General features: G+C 72.8%; 13 protein-coding genes. 6 read left to right on the top strand and 7 right to left on the bottom strand.

Features of this window, described 5'->3' with window-relative positions; genetic code table 11:
• Positions 1-198: 198 nt before the first annotated feature.
• Positions 199-2,238 (bottom strand): glycoside hydrolase family 15 protein, encoded by a 2,040-nt coding sequence (locus FHX74_RS07435; protein ID WP_182559439.1) that lies wholly within the window; start codon positions 2,236-2,238, stop codon positions 199-201.
• 281 nt (positions 2,239-2,519) lie between these two features.
• On the opposite strand from FHX74_RS07435, the gene FHX74_RS07430 reads away from it, so the two are divergent.
• Together FHX74_RS07430 and ald are read left to right on the top strand one after the other, a co-directional pair.
• Positions 2,520-4,385: a DEAD/DEAH box helicase gene (locus FHX74_RS07430; protein ID WP_182559438.1), complete on the top strand. Its 1,866-nt coding sequence runs from the start codon at positions 2,520-2,522 to the stop codon at positions 4,383-4,385.
• Positions 4,386-4,554: 169 nt separating this feature from the next.
• Entirely contained in the window at positions 4,555-5,676 is a 1,122-nt protein-coding gene (gene ald, locus FHX74_RS07425; protein ID WP_182559437.1) for an alanine dehydrogenase, read from the top strand.
• Positions 5,677-5,702: 26 nt separating this feature from the next.
• On the opposite strand, the gene FHX74_RS07420 is transcribed toward ald, so the two are convergent.
• The 5 genes from FHX74_RS07420 to FHX74_RS07400 form a co-directional block, all read right to left on the bottom strand.
• Entirely contained in the window at positions 5,703-7,925 is a 2,223-nt protein-coding gene (locus FHX74_RS07420) for an ATP-binding protein (RefSeq protein WP_182559436.1), read from the bottom strand.
• A 42-nt stretch (positions 7,926-7,967) separates the two neighbouring features.
• Positions 7,968-8,366: a response regulator transcription factor gene (locus FHX74_RS07415; protein WP_182559435.1), complete on the bottom strand. Its 399-nt coding sequence runs from the start codon at positions 8,364-8,366 to the stop codon at positions 7,968-7,970.
• On the bottom strand, positions 8,359-8,754 hold the full coding sequence (locus tag FHX74_RS07410) for a response regulator (RefSeq protein WP_182559434.1): 396 nt from the start codon (positions 8,752-8,754) through the stop codon (positions 8,359-8,361). The genes FHX74_RS07415 and FHX74_RS07410 overlap by 8 nt, the downstream gene beginning before the upstream one ends.
• Before the next feature lie 200 nt (positions 8,755-8,954).
• Positions 8,955-9,722, bottom strand: a complete 768-nt coding sequence (locus FHX74_RS07405; RefSeq protein ID WP_182559433.1) for a PIG-L deacetylase family protein — start codon at positions 9,720-9,722, stop codon at positions 8,955-8,957.
• Between the two features lie 24 nt (positions 9,723-9,746).
• Positions 9,747-10,916, bottom strand: a complete 1,170-nt coding sequence (locus FHX74_RS07400; RefSeq protein WP_182559432.1) for an AI-2E family transporter — start codon at positions 10,914-10,916, stop codon at positions 9,747-9,749.
• Between the two features lie 222 nt (positions 10,917-11,138).
• Here FHX74_RS07400 and FHX74_RS07395 point away from each other — a divergent pair, with 222 nt between their 5' ends.
• The gene (locus FHX74_RS07395) at positions 11,139-12,245 is read left to right on the top strand and encodes an enolase C-terminal domain-like protein (RefSeq protein WP_328823689.1); all 1,107 of its coding nucleotides are present in this window, start codon (positions 11,139-11,141) and stop codon (positions 12,243-12,245) included.
• Between the two features lie 19 nt (positions 12,246-12,264).
• Here FHX74_RS07395 and FHX74_RS07390 read toward each other — a convergent pair whose 3' ends face one another.
• Entirely contained in the window at positions 12,265-12,984 is a 720-nt protein-coding gene (locus FHX74_RS07390; RefSeq protein ID WP_182559431.1) for a GAF and ANTAR domain-containing protein, read from the bottom strand.
• 97 nt (positions 12,985-13,081) lie between these two features.
• On the opposite strand from FHX74_RS07390, the gene FHX74_RS07385 reads away from it, so the two are divergent.
• The 3 genes from FHX74_RS07385 (at position 13,082) to FHX74_RS07375 (ending at position 15,431) form a co-directional block, all read left to right on the top strand.
• The gene (locus FHX74_RS07385; RefSeq protein WP_182559430.1) at positions 13,082-13,354 is read left to right on the top strand and encodes a DUF4235 domain-containing protein; all 273 of its coding nucleotides are present in this window, start codon (positions 13,082-13,084) and stop codon (positions 13,352-13,354) included.
• A 66-nt stretch (positions 13,355-13,420) separates the two neighbouring features.
• The gene (locus FHX74_RS07380; RefSeq protein ID WP_182559429.1) at positions 13,421-14,185 is read left to right on the top strand and encodes an SDR family NAD(P)-dependent oxidoreductase; all 765 of its coding nucleotides are present in this window, start codon (positions 13,421-13,423) and stop codon (positions 14,183-14,185) included.
• A gap of 1 nt (position 14,186) precedes the next feature.
• Positions 14,187-15,431 carry an MFS transporter gene (locus FHX74_RS07375; RefSeq protein WP_328823724.1) on the top strand — a complete coding sequence of 415 codons (1,245 nt, stop codon included), beginning with the start codon at positions 14,187-14,189 and terminating at the stop codon, positions 15,429-15,431.
• The last annotated feature ends 1 nt before the right edge of the window (position 15,432 follow it).

The following is a 15,432-nucleotide window of genomic DNA, read 5'->3' as shown; positions in this document are numbered from 1 at the left end:
GGAGACACCGTCACGCTAAGCCTCAGCACAGACAGTGTCATCCGCATTCCCGTCGCGGTGGACCGGATCGGGTGGCCGTTCCGGGTCGGGACCGGGGTGGTCCCCCAGCCGCCCGGCGACGGCCCGCCGCCCCACTGCTACCGACCCGGCGACCGGGACGAACTCATCGGTCCCGCGAGACCGCGCGGGAGGCCCGGCTCAGGGCGCGACCGGGCGGGTGACGTCGTCGACGTCGTCCGGGTGCGCGGTGGTGGTGTGCACGGCCGCCTCGCCGCTCTCCCCCGCGCCGTCGTCCCCGTCGCGGCCGAGCACCTCCCCCGCGTTGAGGGCCGCGGGTTCGGCGGTGAGGAACAGCTGGTGCTCCTCCTCGATCCGGATCACGTGCAGCACCGCGTTGATCAGGGCCAGGTGGGTGAACGCCTGCGGGAAGTTGCCCAGGTGCTGCCCGGTGTGCGGGTCGATCTCCTCGGCGTAGAGCTGGAGCGGCCCGGCGAACGACAGCAGCTTGGCGCAGAGCCGACGGGCCCGCTCGAACTCGCCGATCTCGCACAGCGCGGAGACCAGCCAGAACGAGCAGATGGTGAAGCTGCCCTCCTCGCCGCTGAACCCGTCGTCGATCTCGTCGACCTTGTAGCGCAGCACCAGGTCGTGCACGGTCAGCTCGTCGGCGATGGCCATCACCGTCTTTCGGATCCGCTCGTCGTCCGGCGGCAGGAAACGGAGCAACGGCGCCAGCAGCAACGAGGCGTCGAGCGCCGTGGTGCCGTAGTGCTGGGTGAAGACGCCGCGCTCGTCGACGCCGTGGGCCAGGATGTCGTCCTTGATCTCCTGGGCGGCCAGCTCCCACTCGGCCGCCTTGTCGTCCTCCCCGGACATCCGGGCGATCCGGGCTCCGCGGTCGACCGCCACCCAGCACATGATCTTGGACGAGGTGAAGTGCTGCAGCTCGCCGCGCACCTCCCAGATGCCGGCGTCCGGTTCGCGCCAGTGCTTGAGCGCCTGCTGCACCTGGGTGTCGATGATCGGCCAGATCCGGTTGTCGAGGTGGTTGGCCGCCTTGAAGTGCAGGAACAGCGAGTCCAGCAGCGCGCCCCAGACGTCGTGCTGCTTCTGCCCGTAGGCGGCGTTGCCGATCCGGACCGGACGGCTGTCGGCGTACCCGGGCAGGTGGTCGAGCTCGGTCTCGGTCAGCTGCTTCTCGCCGCCGATCCCGTACATGATCTGGATCTCGTCCTCACCGGCGACCAGGTCGGCGATGAAGGAGAAGAAGTCGATCGCCTCCCAGTCGAAGCCGAGCGAGTAGAGGCCCCAGAGCGCGAACGTGGCGTCCCGGATCCAGGTGAACCGGTAGTCGTAGTTCCGGTTCCCGCCGGGCGTCTCGGGCAGCGAGGTGGTGCCGGCGGCGGCGATCGCGCCGGTGGGTGAGTAGGTCAGCCCCTTGAGGGTCAGCGCGCTGCGCTGCAGGTAGCTGCGCCACGGGTGGTCGGGGAACTGGCCGCGGGCCAGCCAGTGCTGCCAGTGGTGGGCGGTCCAGACCTGGCGGCGGTAGGCGTCCTGGTAGGTGGTGGGCGGCGGGGCGCCGTTCCAGGAGAGCGCGACGAACCGCACGTCGCCCTCCTTGAGCAGGGTCCGTGCGCTGGCCTGGCCGCCCTCGAAGCCGAGCCGCATGTCGCTGGTCAGGGTGACCTCGACGTCGCTGCCCTCGGCCCGGGCCACCGCCTGGTGGTAGGACTCGCCGGTGTACTCCCAGCGGACGTGGGTGCGGCCGTAGTCGAAGACCGGCTCGCAGTCCATGGTCGTCTGCACCTCGCCCGAGGCGCAGCGGATGGTGCGCAACAGGATGTGCTCGGCCTCGTAGTCGTTGGGCGTCCGCCGGTAGGTGCGCGAGCGGTCGTCCTCGTGGTGCCAGGGCCCGATCAGCAGGCAGTCGCGGACGATCACCCAGCCCGACGGGGTGCCCCACGAGGTCTCCAGGATCATCGTGCCGGGCAGGTAGCGGACGTCGGCGGGGACGCTGATGTCGGCGGGCGCGACCCGGAAGCTGCCGGCGTGCCGGCCGAGCAGCCGGCCGAAGATGCTCGGGCTGTCGAAGCGCGGCAGGCACATCCAGTCGATCGACCCGGCCGGCGCGACCAGCGCGCTGACCTCGCCGTCGCTGAGGAAGCCGTAGTCACCGATCGGGACGCGGCGGGTGCGGTGCGGGGGGCGGACCGTCTCACCGGGTGCGGGCAGGGCCATGGACGAAGCTTGGAGGCCGGGCGGCCCGCTGACAAGCACCGCGGCACCGGTCGCTCGTCGACGAGCCTGTGGGGCGACGACGTCCGGGTTTGGGCGCAGGCCCATCGACGGCCTATCATGATCTGTCGGCCTTTCGACCACCTCTCACACCTGACGCTCCGAGATCGGGTGACGTGGGCTTCTCGGCCGCCGGCCCCGGATCGTCGACGATCCGCTCGGGCCCAGCCCAGAAGGCACGTCCACGCAGCACCCGTTTCGATCGAATCGAGCGTTCTTCCTTCATGCCTGCCAGCAGGTCCTCGTCCCGCACGCCCTCGCGCGGCTCCGGCCGTCCGCAGAACACCCAGAACACCCCCAACCGGGGCACCGGCCGGGCCGGCGGCCCGAACCGCCCCCGCAACACCGGCTCGCGTCCCGGCGGCTTCCGCTCCGGCTCGCGGACCACCGGCTCGGGTGACCGCGCCTGGGGTCGCGACACCCGTCCGCAGCGCACCGAGCGCTGGGGCGACCGCGACGACCGTTCTTCCGAGCGTTCTTCCGACCGTTACTCCGATCGCTCCTTCGACCGGCGCGACGACCGCTCCTTCGACCGGCGCGACGACCGCTCCTTCGACCGCCGGGACGACCGACGGTCCGACCGCTGGGAGGACCGGCGGGACGAGCGCCGCGACGAGCGCCCGTCCGCGCGTTCCACCGGACGTCCGGCCAAGAACCGCTGGACCGACGCCGACCGCGCCGCCCGCCGGCCCGCGCGCGACGACCGGTTCCGCGACGACCGTCCGCGCCAGGACCGTCCCCGCGACGACCGTCCGCGCCAGGACCGTGCCGGTCAGGACCGGTTCCGGAACGATCGGTTCCGCGACGACCGATTCCGCGACGACCGAGCCGAGCGGCCGCGCCGCGAGCGGGTCGTCGAGACCCGCGACGAGGGCATCGCCTCGGTCGGGATCACCGCCGAGCCGGCCGCACCGGTCGCCGAGACCACCACCTTCGGCGACCTCGGACTGGGTCGCGACCTGGTCGGGGCGATCACCGCGCTCGGCGCGACCACCCCGTTCCCGATCCAGGCCGCCACCATCCCCGCGGTGCTGAGCGGGCGCGACGTGCTCGGCCGCGGCCGCACCGGGTCGGGCAAGACGCTCGCCTTCGGGGCGCCGCTGGTGTCCCGGATCGCCGCCGCCGGTCGGGCCAAGAAGTCCTACGGCCGCCGTCCGCGCGCGCTGATCCTCGCCCCGACCCGCGAGCTGGCCATGCAGATCAACCGCACGGTGACCCCGCTGGCCAAGACCGCCCGGCTGTTCACCACCGTGGTGGTCGGCGGCGTGCCGCAGTACAAGCAGGTGCAGGGGCTCAGCCGCGGCACCGACATCGTGATCGGGACCCCGGGCCGGCTCGAGGACCTCATCGAGCAGGGTCACCTCGACCTGTCCGAGGTGGGCATCACGGTGCTCGACGAGGCCGACCACATGTGCGACCTCGGCTTCCTCGAGCCCGTCCAGCGGCTGCTCCGGCAGACCAGCGAGGGCGGTCAGAAGCTGCTGTTCTCCGCCACCCTCGACCGCGCCGTCGAGGCCCTGGTCGCCGAGTTCCTCACCGACCCGAGCGTCCACGAGGTGCCGGGCGAGGACCAGGCCTCGGCCACCATCGACCACCGGCTGCTCCAGATCGAGCACCGGGACAAGGTCGACGTGATCAACGACCTGGTGGATCCGCGCGGCCGGACGCTGGTGTTCGCCCGCACCCGGATGTACGCCGAGACGCTGGCCGAGGCCCTGACCGAGCGCGGCCTGTCCACCGCAAGCCTGCACGGTGACCTGACCCAGGCCAAGCGCACCCGCAACCTCAAGCTGCTCGACGAGGGTCGGGTGCAGGTGCTGGTGGCCACCGACGTCGCCGCTCGCGGCATCCACGTCGACGACATCGACCTGGTCGTCCAGGCCGACCCGCCGGAGGACCCGAAGACCTACCTGCACCGCGCCGGCCGGACCGGCCGGGCCGGGCGTCCGGGCACCGTGGTCACGCTGACCACCCGGCAGCGGCGCTACAAGACCGAGCGGCTGCTCCGGGACGCCGAGATCACCGCGGTCAGCGCGGTGGCCCGTCCGGGCGACCGGATCCTCGGCGAGCTCGGCCGCCACGCCGGCTGACCGAGCCGACACTGCACCGCAGGAAACGACCGCTCGACCGGTCCCGCACCGCGACGCCACGCTCGGCGACGCAGCCCGGGCCGGTCGAGCGGTCGTTTGCTGCCCGGTGCCGACGCGCACGACGCGGCGCGATGTCCTAGATTCGCAGCACCGGACCGAGGAGGAGCAGATGGCGCTGGTGGTCGGAGTCCCCACCGAGATCAAGGACAACGAGAACCGGGTCGCGATGCAGCCCGACGGGGTGGCCGAGCTGGCCCACCACGGCCACCGGGTGGTCGTCCAGGCGGGCGCCGGGGCCGGGTCGCGCTTCGACGACGAGGTCTACGCGGCCGCGGGCGCGGAGATCCTGCCCGACGCGGACGCCGTGTTCGCCGCGGCCGACCTGATCGTCAAGGTCAAGGAGCCGGTGGAGGCCGAGTACCACCGCTTTCGCGAGGGCCAGCAGCTCTTCACCTACCTGCACCTGGCCGCCGACCCGCAGCTGACCCGGTTCCTGATGGATCGCCGGATCGACGCCATCGCCTACGAGACCGTGCAGACCGCGGACGGCAAGCTGCCGCTGCTCACCCCGATGAGCGAGGTCGCCGGCCGGCTGGCCGTCCAGGCCGCCGCCCACCACCTCGAGTCGCCCGCCGGCGGCGCCGGGCTGCTCCTCGGCGGGGTCCCCGGCACCCCGGCGGCCAAGGTGACGATCATCGGCGGCGGGGTGGCCGGCACCGAGGCGGCCAAGATCGCCCTCGGGATGCGGGCCATCGTCCGGGTCTTCGACACCAACCCGGCCCGGCTCGCCTACCTCTCCGACATCTTCGAGGGCCGCGCCGACCTGGTGGTGCCCAACCGGGCCCGGCTGGCCGACTACGTCGCCGACTCCGACGTGGTGATCGGTGCGGTGCTGGTCCCCGGCACCAAGGCGCCCAAGCTGCTCACCCGCGAGATGGTCGCCTCGATGCGGCCGGGCAGCGTGGTCGTCGACATCGCCATCGACCAGGGCGGCTGCTTCGAGACCAGCCGGCCGACCACGCACTCGCACCCGACCTTCGTCGAGGAGGGCGTCGTGCACTACTGCGTGGCCAACATCCCCGGCGCGGTCGCCCGCACCTCGACGCTGGCGCTCACCTCGGCCACGCTCCCCTACCTCGTCACCGTGGCCGGCCGCGGAGTCGCCGAAGCCGCCCGGACCAGCCCGCCGCTCGCCGCCGGGTTGTCCACCCTGGCCGGCCGGCTCACCTCCGAGCCGGTGGCCGCCGCGCACGACCTGCCGTACACACCCGCCGCCGAGGCGCTCGCCTGACACCGGGCGCCGGCGGCTCGCCGCGCTCAGCCGGCGACGGCGGCCGCCGCCCGCTCGGCCGGCCGGTCGGTGACCGGGAACGCCACCCGCATCGTGGTGCCCCGGCCGAGCTCCGACTGCACCGAGATCCGGCCGCGGTTGCGCTCGACGATCAGCTTGCAGATAGCCAGCCCCAGCCCGGTCCCGGGGATGGCCTCGGCCGCGGGATTGGTCGACCGGAAGAACCGGGTGAAGAGTCGCCGCTGGTCCTCGGGCGAGATCCCGATGCCGTGGTCGGTGACCCGCAGCTCGACCGCCTCGCCGGTCGGGTCGCCGCCGACCGCGATCTGCACCTCGCCGCCGCGCGGGCTGAACTTGATCGCGTTGCTGAGCAGGTTGTCGATCACCCGCTCGATCTCGTTCGGGTCACCGAGCATCATCGGCACCGACGCTCCGCTCAGCAGCCGCAGGGTGATCCCGGACCGGTCGGCCACCGGTTGCTGCAGCTGCACCGACTCGCGGGCCAGCAGGTCGAGGTCGACCGGCTTGCGGACCGTCGGGGTGGTGTTCTCCTCGATCCGCGACAGCAGCAGCAGGTCCTCGATCAGCGTGGTCAGCCGGCGGGTGTTCCGCTCGACCGCGCCGAGGGACCGGTCCACCCGCGCGTCGACCGGGCCCAGGTCGCCGTTGCGGATGATCTCGAGGTGCCCGATCACCGACGACAGCGGCGTCCGCAGCTCGTGCGAGACCATCGAGACGAACGCGTTCTTGCGGGCGTCGAGGGCCTGCAGCTCGCCGACCAGCTGCTGCTCTCGGGCGAACGAGCGGGCCTGGCCGATCGCCAGCCCGATCTCGCGGGCCATCCGGTTGATCGCCCGGATCTCCAGCGGTGACCAGACCTCGTCCTCGTCGGTCCGCGACATGATCAGGTAGCCCAGGCAGGTCTCGCGGATGCCGAGCGGGGCGAAGATCATCGACGCGACGCCGAGCGGCTTCATGATGTCCAGGACGGTGTCGCGCAGGTCGGGTGGCACCAGGGTGGCCGAGGCGGCGTCGTCCCGGTAGATCACCAGCGACTGCTGCAGCCGCCAGATCTGCCGGGCCAACCGCTGCGCGGCGATCACCAGGTCCTCCGGGGCCGCCCGCCGCTCGGGCATCGGCGGGTACATCAGGCCGAGACTGCGCCCGGGCAGGTCCTCGGTGCCAGGGAAGACGCGCACCCAGCCGACCCGGGCGTGCAGACCCTCGCACAGTGGCACCAGGATCGCCTCGAGGATCTCCTCCACCTCGGTCAGCGAGTGCAGCGAGGAGCCCCAGTCGCGTTCCAGCGAGGTCAGCCGGAGCTCCTCGGCCGCCCGCTCCTCCGCTCGCTCCTGGCCGGCGGCGAGCTCGTTGAGCGCCTCGGCCACGTCGCGGATCTCCAGCACGCCGGCGGCCGAGTCGGCGCGGGCGCTGAAGTCCTGCTGCTGCAACCGGCGGACCACCCGCTCCAGGTTCTCCAGCGGCGGGGCGATCCCGGTCAGCACCTGGCGTGCCGGGCGCAGACCGATCACCAACCCGACCGCCGCACCGATCACCAGCAGGCCGCCGGTGATCATCGCCGCGACCACCGAGATGGTGGTCAGCTCCATCCGGCGCTGCTTGGTCCAGCCCGCGATCGCCCCGTTGGACTGCAGGATCGAGTCGACCAGCGCCGACGCGTCGGTCACGTCGGCCGACGACTGGCGGACACCGCTCAGCGCGGGGTCGCCGTACCGCTGCCAGAACCGGGCCACCAGGTCGCGCTGGTGCACGACGTCGCGCGAGATCGGGGCGTCGTCGCCGAGGGCGTCGTCCAGGGTCCCGACCGCGGCGTCGACCACGGTCCGGGCCGACCGGAGCGGTGCGAGGAAGCTGGCGTCGCCGGTCCGCTCATAGCCCCGGTAGGCCAGCAGGCTCTCCTGGATCTGCTGGGCGACGAGGACGTTGGCCCGCTCGCCCGGCCCGATCCGGTTGGCCGACTCGAACCGACTGGCCGCGGAGAAGGCCGAGCCGGCCACCCCGACCGCACACAGCGCGAGGATGCAGACCGTCGCGGTCCGGATCATCTCGGTGATCTTGACCCGCACCGACGGCAGCGGGCCGCGGCCCGCCCGCACCCGGCCGCGTCCCCCCGGCTCCGCGTCGCGAGCCGTCCGGGCGGCGGCCGCCGAGCGTCGCGACAGCACCAGGTAGGCCACGGGGACCAGCAGCACGACGGCCATGATCACCGTCGCGACCGACCAGATCATCCCGGCCGCGCGGTCATCGCCGGCCCGGTCTCCTGCACGGCCTCACTCCACGTAGCCGAGCGTGGCCTTGATCCGCAGCAGGAGCTCCATCGGGCTGAACGGCTTGGTCAGGTAGTCGGTGGTGCCCACCGCGTAGCCCAGCTCCACGTCCGACTCGCGCGCCTTGGCGGTCAGCAGGATCACCGGGACGTCCTTGCTGGCCCCGTGCGCCCGCACCTCGCGGAGCACCTCGATCCCGGTCATGCCAGGCATCATCACGTCGAGCACGGCGAGGTCGAGCCCGGTGTCGGTGCTGAGGATCTTCAGCGCGTCGTCACCGTTGTCGGCGGTGACCACGTCCATCCCGGCCGAGCGGAGCTTGATCTCGACGAAGTCGCGGATGTCCTCCTCGTCGTCCGCCACCAGGATCCGCGCCGCGTTCGACGCGCCGTTCTCAGACATTCCGGTCCTTTCGTCCCGCCGTGCGCGCCTGGACCGCCCGCTGGGCCTTGGCCACCGCCTGGGCCACCGACTGGGCCCGGAACGGCTTGCCCAGGGTCGCGTCGGCGCCGATGCCGGGGAGGTCCTGGAGGTCGAGGATGCTGCTGGCCACGATGGCCAGGTCGGGGTGCCGGCTGCCGCTGCGGACCCGGTCGATCAGCTCCGACCCGGTCATCCCGGGGAGCAGGATGTCGACGACCGCGAGGTCGAAGTCCTCGTGGTCGAGCAGGTCGAGCGCCCCCTCGGCGCTGTCCGTGGCGGTGCAGTCGAAGCCCATCCGGCCGAGGTGGTGGACGAACAGCGACGCCACGTCGGGCTCGTTCTCCACGACGAGCGCGCGGTCGGTCATCGCCACCACCCGGGGCGACGGTCGGCGGAGCGCGGGGGGAACTGGGGAGCAGACGGCACGGAGGTCCTGTCGTGGGATCGGGGGGCGACGCGCTGCCCCCGGCAACCCGTCGTTCGCGCCACCACGGTGGCGCAGCGTCAGTATCCCTGCCGCCTCCGGCAGTGTCCAGCAGCCCCGCGGCGGCCCGGGCGGGGCTGCGGTCAGTTGATCCGGGTGACCACGAACGCCTCCGCCAGCCGCCCTGCTGGCAGGCCGGCGCGGGTGGCGTTCGTGCCGTTCCAGCCGCGGAGCATCTCCTCCAGCCGGTCGCCGAGGTGGGCGGTCTGTGAGCGGTGCGCGCGCAGCGCGGCGAGCTTGCGGTCGAACCGCTCGGTGATGTCGACGACATGCGAGGTCTCGTGGTGCGCCATCACCCACAGCTCGGTGACCTTCCAGGCGGGCAACCCCTGCTCGACCAGCTCGGGCCAGGCGAACGGGTTCTCCGCGGCCGGGTAGACGGCACGGACGGTGGCCTCGCCGGCGGCCAAATGGTCGGGGTGCGACCCCTGCAGCCGGCGCAGGTTCCGATCGGGCGACTGGCAGAGCACCCGCTGCGGCCGGACCTGACGGATCACCGTGACCAGCTGCTTCTGCAGCTCCCAGTTCGGTTCGAGCCAGCCGTCGTGGAAGCCGTCGAGGAAGCGGACGTCGGTCACCCCGAGCTCGGCCGAGGCGGCCCGCTGCTCGGCCTCGCGGATCCGCGGCATCTCGGCCCGTTCGGTGTCGTCGAAGCCGCCCTGGTCGCCGCGGGTGCAGAGCACCAGCGTCACCTCGATCCCCGCGTCGACCCAGCCGGCCACCGTCCCGGAGCAGCCGAAGTCGGCGTCGTCGGGGTGGGCGGCCACCACCAGCGCACGCTCCACCTGGTCGTCCGGGAGCGGCTCGGCCCAGTCGAACGGACTGCGGTCGTCGGCGCGCGGCTCGGTCACCGGCCCACCCTATGAGCAGCCGCCCTACGAGGAGCCGGGAGCCTCCGGCGCGGCCGGGACGGCAGCCTCGGGTGCCGCCGGACGCCGTCGGGTCGCCCAGAGCCGGGCCCGGGCGGAGGGCGAAGCCTCCGGCGGCAGCCCGGGTCCGCCGGACCGGCCGGCCCACAGGTCGCGGACGACGACCTGGATGATCCCCGCCACCGGGATGGCCAGCAGCGCGCCGAGGATCCCCGCCAGCTCGAACCCGGCGACGAAGGCGATCACCACGGTCAGCGGGTTGAGCTTGACGGTCTTGGACAGCACCACCGGCGTCAGCACGTGGTTCTCCACCTGCTGGTAGGCCACGATGAAGACGGCGACCACGATGAACGCGGGCAGCGAGTGGGTGGCCGCCACCGCCATCGCCACCACCCCGCCGACAAAGGCGCCGAGGATCGGCAGCAGGTCGGTGATGGCCACCAGCAGGGCCAGCAGCCCCGAGAACGGCACCCCCATCACCAGCAGCACCAGGTAGGTGAGGACGCCGCAGATCACGCTGATCAGCAGGTTGCCGAAGATGTAGCCGTTGATGGTCTTGCCGCAGTCGGCCACCACCCGCTGCACCCGTTCACGGCGCTCGGCCGAGCCGATCAGCCCGAGCCCGCCCCGGGTGATCAGCGGCCCCTCGAGGACGATCAGCAGGGCGAGCACGAAGACGGTGACCACCCCGGCCAGCCCGAGCGCCAGCCCGCGGACGATGCTCGCCGCCGGGGTGCTCAGCCCGGTGGCCAGCGAGGCGATCCGGGCCTGGTTCTGCTGCAGCCAGGTGTAGGCGTGCAGCCGGTCGAGCAGATGTCCGAGCGGACCGCGGTGGGTGCGGGCGTCGTCGATCAGCTTGGGCACCTGGTCGGCGAACGCCGAACCCTGCTGGGCCAGCGGGACCGCGAACAGGGTGATGACGCCGGCCACCACCACGATGACCAGGGCGAAGACGATCAGGGTGGCCGGCAGCCGACGCCGGAAGGTGATCCGCCGCTGGGTCCAGTTCACCGCCGGGTAGAGCGCGGCGGCGAAGAACAGCGCCACCACCAGCCAGACCACCACGTGACGCATCTGGTAGAGGATCAGGACGGCCGCGGCGGCACCGAGGACCATCAGGATGGTGACCGCGATGGTGCGGACGGGAACCGGGCCCCGCGCCGGGCTGGCTGGCATGGCTGTTTCTTACGCCCTCGCACCGACAGTGTCCAAAACCCGCGTCCGGTGGCTCAGTGTCACCGGCCCGACCTGACCCAGGCGGCTCTCCGGGCGATGAGCTATTTTGTGCCCGCGGCTGAGCAGCGAGCTGCCCTGACGGCGGTCCCGCACCACCGGCAGCGGCTCCGCCGTGCCGGCACCCGGGCCCCGTCGGACCGGCACCGCCCTGGAGGTGCTCGCGTGAAGCCGATCAAGACCATCGACCGGGTGGAGGCGTCCGCCTACAGCGTCCCCACCGAACGCCCGGAGACCGACGGCACCTTCGCCTGGGAGGAGTCGACGCTGGTCCTGGTCCAGGTCTGGGCCGGCGACGAGCTCGGCACCGGCTGGACCTACGGCTCGATGGGGACCGCCGCGCTGATCCGCCAGACCCTCGGCCCGATGCTGGTCGGCCGGCGGGTGGCCGACATCGCCCGGCTGTGGGCCGACATGGTCATCGCGCTGCGCAACATCGGCCGTCCCGGCATCGGCTCGATGGCGCTGTCGGCCGTCGACTGCGCGCTCTGGGACCTCAAGGCGCGCCTGGTCGAGCTGCCGTTGCACCACCTGATCGGCGCCTACCGCAGCGCGGTGCCGGTCTACGCCTCCGGAGGCTTCGTCAACCAGGACGACCAGCAGCTCACCGACCAGCTCCGCGGCTGGACCGACAAGCTCGGGCTGTCCCGGGTCAAGATCAAGATCGGCGAGGACTGGGGCCGCCGGCCGGACCGTGACCTCGACCGGCTCCGGCTGGCCCGCGACGTGGTCGGGCCGGGGGTCGAGCTGTACGTCGCGGCCAACGGCGCCTACCACGTCGGCCAGGCCACCCGGATCTGCCGCGACCTCGACGACCTCGACGTGCGGTGGTTCGAGGAGCCGGTGAGCAGCGACGACCTGGCCGGCCTGCGGCAGGTGCGGACGCGCTGCCGGGCCGACGTGGTGGCCGGCAGTTACGGCTACGACCTCGGTTACTTCCGCCGGGTCTGCGCGGCCGACGCGCTCGACTGCCTGCAGGTCGACCTCACCCGGTGCGGCGGGATCACCGAGCTGCTGCGGATCGCCGCGGTCGCCGCGGCGCACAACCTCGACGTCTCCGGCCAGGGCGCGCCCTACCTGTCCGCCCCCGCACTGGCCGCGGTGCCGAACCTGCGGCACACCGAGTGGTTCCACGACCACGTCCGGGTCGAACAGCTGCTGTTCGCGGGCACGGCCGACCCGGTGGACGGGGTGCTCCCGCTGGCCGACGACGTGGACGGCCACGGCCTGACCTGGCGCGAGGAGGTGGCCAGCCCCTACCGGGTCTTCTGAGACTCGGACCGGGGTCGGCTCAGGCCAGCGTGGTGCGCCGGCCCTGGTTGAGGTCCTCGACCAGTTGTGCGGCCAGCGTCCTGATCTTGACGTTGCCGGTCTGCGAGACGCGCGTGAGGAAGGCGAACGCGCGGTCCTCGTCGAGGTGGTAGCGCTCCATCACGATGCCGAGCGCCTGCCCGATGATCTTCCGCGAGTCCATCGCCTCGGAGAGCTGATCATGGGTGATCCGCCGGCCGAGCGCGTGCGCGGCGTGGGTGGCGAACAGCCCGGCCACCCGCGGGGTCATCTCGTCGAACGCGTTCGGCTGGAAGGCGTAGAGGTTGAGCCCGCCGAGCGTGGTGTCCTCGACGTACAGCTGCAGACCGAGCTGGGAGTGGATGCCGAGCTCGACCGCCCGCGGGGCGTACGCCGGCCACTGGTCGTCGTGGGCGAGGTCGTCGACGCAGCGCATCCCGTCCCCGCGGATCGCGTCGTGGCAGGGGCCCTCGCCGACCTCGTACTGGACGGCGTCCAGGTCCCGCACCACCTGCGCGGTGGCCGCCACCGTCTCGATCCGGCCGTTCCGGCGGAGCAGCGAGATGCCCGCTTCGTCGACGCCGGGCACCGTGTCGACGCACGACTCGACGATCAGCTGGAGCAGCTCGTCGAGCGGCACCTCCCGGTTGAGCGAGCGGGCCACCGTGTCCATCGTCTGGGCCAGGTCGGCCGGGGCAGCGGTGCTGGCGTTGTCGTGCATGCAAGGGTCCCTTCGCCCAGGTCCCGCAGGGACCGGTGGTGTGCCGATGCTAGCTTGGCCACGTCCGATGCGGAGCCGCTGTCCCGAGGAGCTGAGCATGGCCAATCTCGCCAAGATCGTCTATCGCCCGGTCGGGCTCGTCGGCGGTGTGGTGGCCGGGATCGTGGCCGGCGCGATCTTCAAGCGAGTGTGGAAGATCGTGGACCGGGAGCACGACGCCCCCGACGCGCTCCAGGCCGAGTACTCGTGGCCGAAGATGCTGCTCGCGGCGACCCTGCAGGGCGCGATCTTCGCCGCCGTGAAGGCGGCCATCGACCGGGGCGGGGCGAAGGGCTTCGAGCGGGCCACCGGGGAGTGGCCGGGGAGCTGAGCCCGACGCCGGTCTGTCACCCGCACCCGGTGTCGGGGCCCGTGCGCGACCGGTGAGGATGAGCCCATGAGCGAACGACTCCACGGCACCGTCGCCCTCGTCACCGGGGCGAGCAGCGGCATCGGCGCGGCCACCGCCGTCGAGCTGGCCCGGCACGGCGCCTCGGTGGCCCTGGTCGCCCGTCGCGGCGACCGGCTGAACGAGCTGGCCGAGACCATCACCCGGTCCGGCGGTACACCGTTGGTGATCGAGGCCGACGTCACCGACGAGGAGGCGGCGCGGAGCGCGGTGGCGCGGACCGTCGAGGAACTCGGCCGGCTGGACACCGTCGTGGCCAACGCCGGGGTGATGCTGCTCGGACCGATCGTCGACGCGCCGGTCGAGGAGTGGACCCGGATGGTCGACCTCAACGTGATGGGGCTGCTCTGGACCGCGCACGCGGCGCTGCCGCACCTGCTCGCGGCCGCCGAGACCGAGCCGCGCAAGGTCGCCGACCTGGTGCTGGTGAGCAGCGTGGCCGGCCGGGTGGCCCGCCGCGGCAGCGGGGTCTACAACCTGACCAAGCACGGCGTCGGCGCGTTCGGCGAGTCGTTGCGGCAGGAGGTCACCGGCCGCCACGTCCGGGTGTCGCTGGTCGAGCCGGGCGCGGTGATCACCGAGCTGACCGGGCACAACCGGCCGGAGATCCAGGAGCAGAACCGGGGTCGCTGGGAGGGGATGGAGCGGATGGAGGCGGTCGACATCGCCGACGCCATCGCGTACGTCGTCACCCGGCCCCGTCGGGTGGCGGTCAACGAGATCCTGATCCGGCCGACGGAGCAGGAGAGCTGAGATCGCGGTCGACGCCTCCGGGCGCGGTCCGGATCGGAGCACGGCCCGGATCGGACCCTGGCGCAACGCCGTCCTGACCGCGTTCGCGCTCGGCGGCGTCACCATGACCGCCTGGGGGCCGCGGCTGCCGAGCATGCGCAGCTCGCTGGCCCTCGACAACGCCGGTCTCGGCCTGGTGCTGGCCGGCGTCACGGTCGGCGCGGTCCTCGGCCTGCTGGCCTCGTCGCCGATCTTCACCACCTTCGGGCCGCGGCGCGGGATCGGCGCCGCGCTGATGGCCACCGCGGTCAGCCTGGCCCTGATCGGTGTCGGGGCGGGACCGCTGCACTCGGTGCCGGTGACCGCGCTCGGCTTCGCCGTGGTCGGCTTCAGCATCGGGGCGCTCGACGTGATGATCAACGTCGAGGGCGCCGCGGTCGAACGGGCCGCCGGCCGGACGCTGATGCCGCTGATGCACGCCGGCTGGTCCCTGGGCGCGGTGGTCGGCTCGGGGATCGGGGCGGCGTGCGCGGCGCTGCGGATCGCGTTCGCGGTCCAGTTCGCCGCCGAGGCGGTGCTGATCGTGGTGGTCGGCCTGGTGGTGGCCCGGCACCTGCCGAGCGGCGTCCCCGCCGAGGCCGCCGAGGAGCGACCGCCCGTGCGCGAGCGGTTCCGTGAGTGGCTCTCGGGCTGGACCCACCTGCGCCTGCTGGTCATCGGGCTGGTGATGCTCGGCGTCGAGCTCGGCGAGGGCTCGGCCAACAACTGGCTCACCCTGGCGGTCCGGGACGGTCACCGGCAGACCGACGCGGTGGCCGCTGCGTTCTTCATCGTCTTCGCGGTGGGCGAGACCGCGGCCCGGGTGCTCGGCGGGCCGCTGGTCGACCGGATCGGCCGGGTGGCCGCCATCCGGGTGACCACGGCGATCGGCGTGGTCGGGCTGGTGCTGTTCATCCTCGGCGGCCCGGCCTGGGTGGTGCTGGTCGGCATCCTGTTCTGGGCGGTCGGGGTCTCGCTCGGCTTCCCGCTCGGGATGTCCGCCGCCGCCGAGAGCGGCCCCAACCCGGCAGCCCGGACCAGCGTGGTGGCCTCGATCGGCTATCTGGCCAACCTCGCCGGGCCGCCGGCGATCGGGGCCCTGTCCGAACGCGTCGGTCTGCTCGAGGCGATGTGGGTGATCCTCGCGCTGCTGGTCGTCGGGTTCCTCTGCGCGGGCGCGCTGCGGCCCCCGCGAGCGGAGCGTCCCGCGTCAGGCGACCCGGCGTGAC

It is taken from the genome of Microlunatus kandeliicorticis, assembly GCF_014137855.1.
Lineage (GTDB): Bacteria > Actinomycetota > Actinomycetes > Propionibacteriales > Propionibacteriaceae > Microlunatus > Microlunatus kandeliicorticis.
The sequence above is the reverse complement of the archived record's forward strand: the minus strand, read 5'-3'. Positions and strand labels throughout refer to the sequence as shown.

Coding starts and splice junctions, on each gene's coding strand:
- FHX74_RS07435 (WP_182559439.1), bottom strand. CDS start 2,238: ATGGCCCTGCCCGCACCCGGTGAGACGGTCCGCCCCCCGCACCGCACC.
- FHX74_RS07430 (WP_182559438.1), top strand. CDS start 2,520: ATGCCTGCCAGCAGGTCCTCGTCCCGCACGCCCTCGCGCGGCTCCGGC.
- ald (WP_182559437.1), top strand. CDS start 4,555: ATGGCGCTGGTGGTCGGAGTCCCCACCGAGATCAAGGACAACGAGAAC.
- FHX74_RS07420 (WP_182559436.1), bottom strand. CDS start 7,925: ATGATCTGGTCGGTCGCGACGGTGATCATGGCCGTCGTGCTGCTGGTC.
- FHX74_RS07415 (WP_182559435.1), bottom strand. CDS start 8,366: ATGTCTGAGAACGGCGCGTCGAACGCGGCGCGGATCCTGGTGGCGGAC.
- FHX74_RS07410 (WP_182559434.1), bottom strand. CDS start 8,754: ATGACCGACCGCGCGCTCGTCGTGGAGAACGAGCCCGACGTGGCGTCG.
- FHX74_RS07400 (WP_182559432.1), bottom strand. CDS start 10,916: ATGCCAGCCAGCCCGGCGCGGGGCCCGGTTCCCGTCCGCACCATCGCG.
- FHX74_RS07390 (WP_182559431.1), bottom strand. CDS start 12,984: ATGCACGACAACGCCAGCACCGCTGCCCCGGCCGACCTGGCCCAGACG.
- FHX74_RS07385 (WP_182559430.1), top strand. CDS start 13,082: ATGGCCAATCTCGCCAAGATCGTCTATCGCCCGGTCGGGCTCGTCGGC.
- FHX74_RS07380 (WP_182559429.1), top strand. CDS start 13,421: ATGAGCGAACGACTCCACGGCACCGTCGCCCTCGTCACCGGGGCGAGC.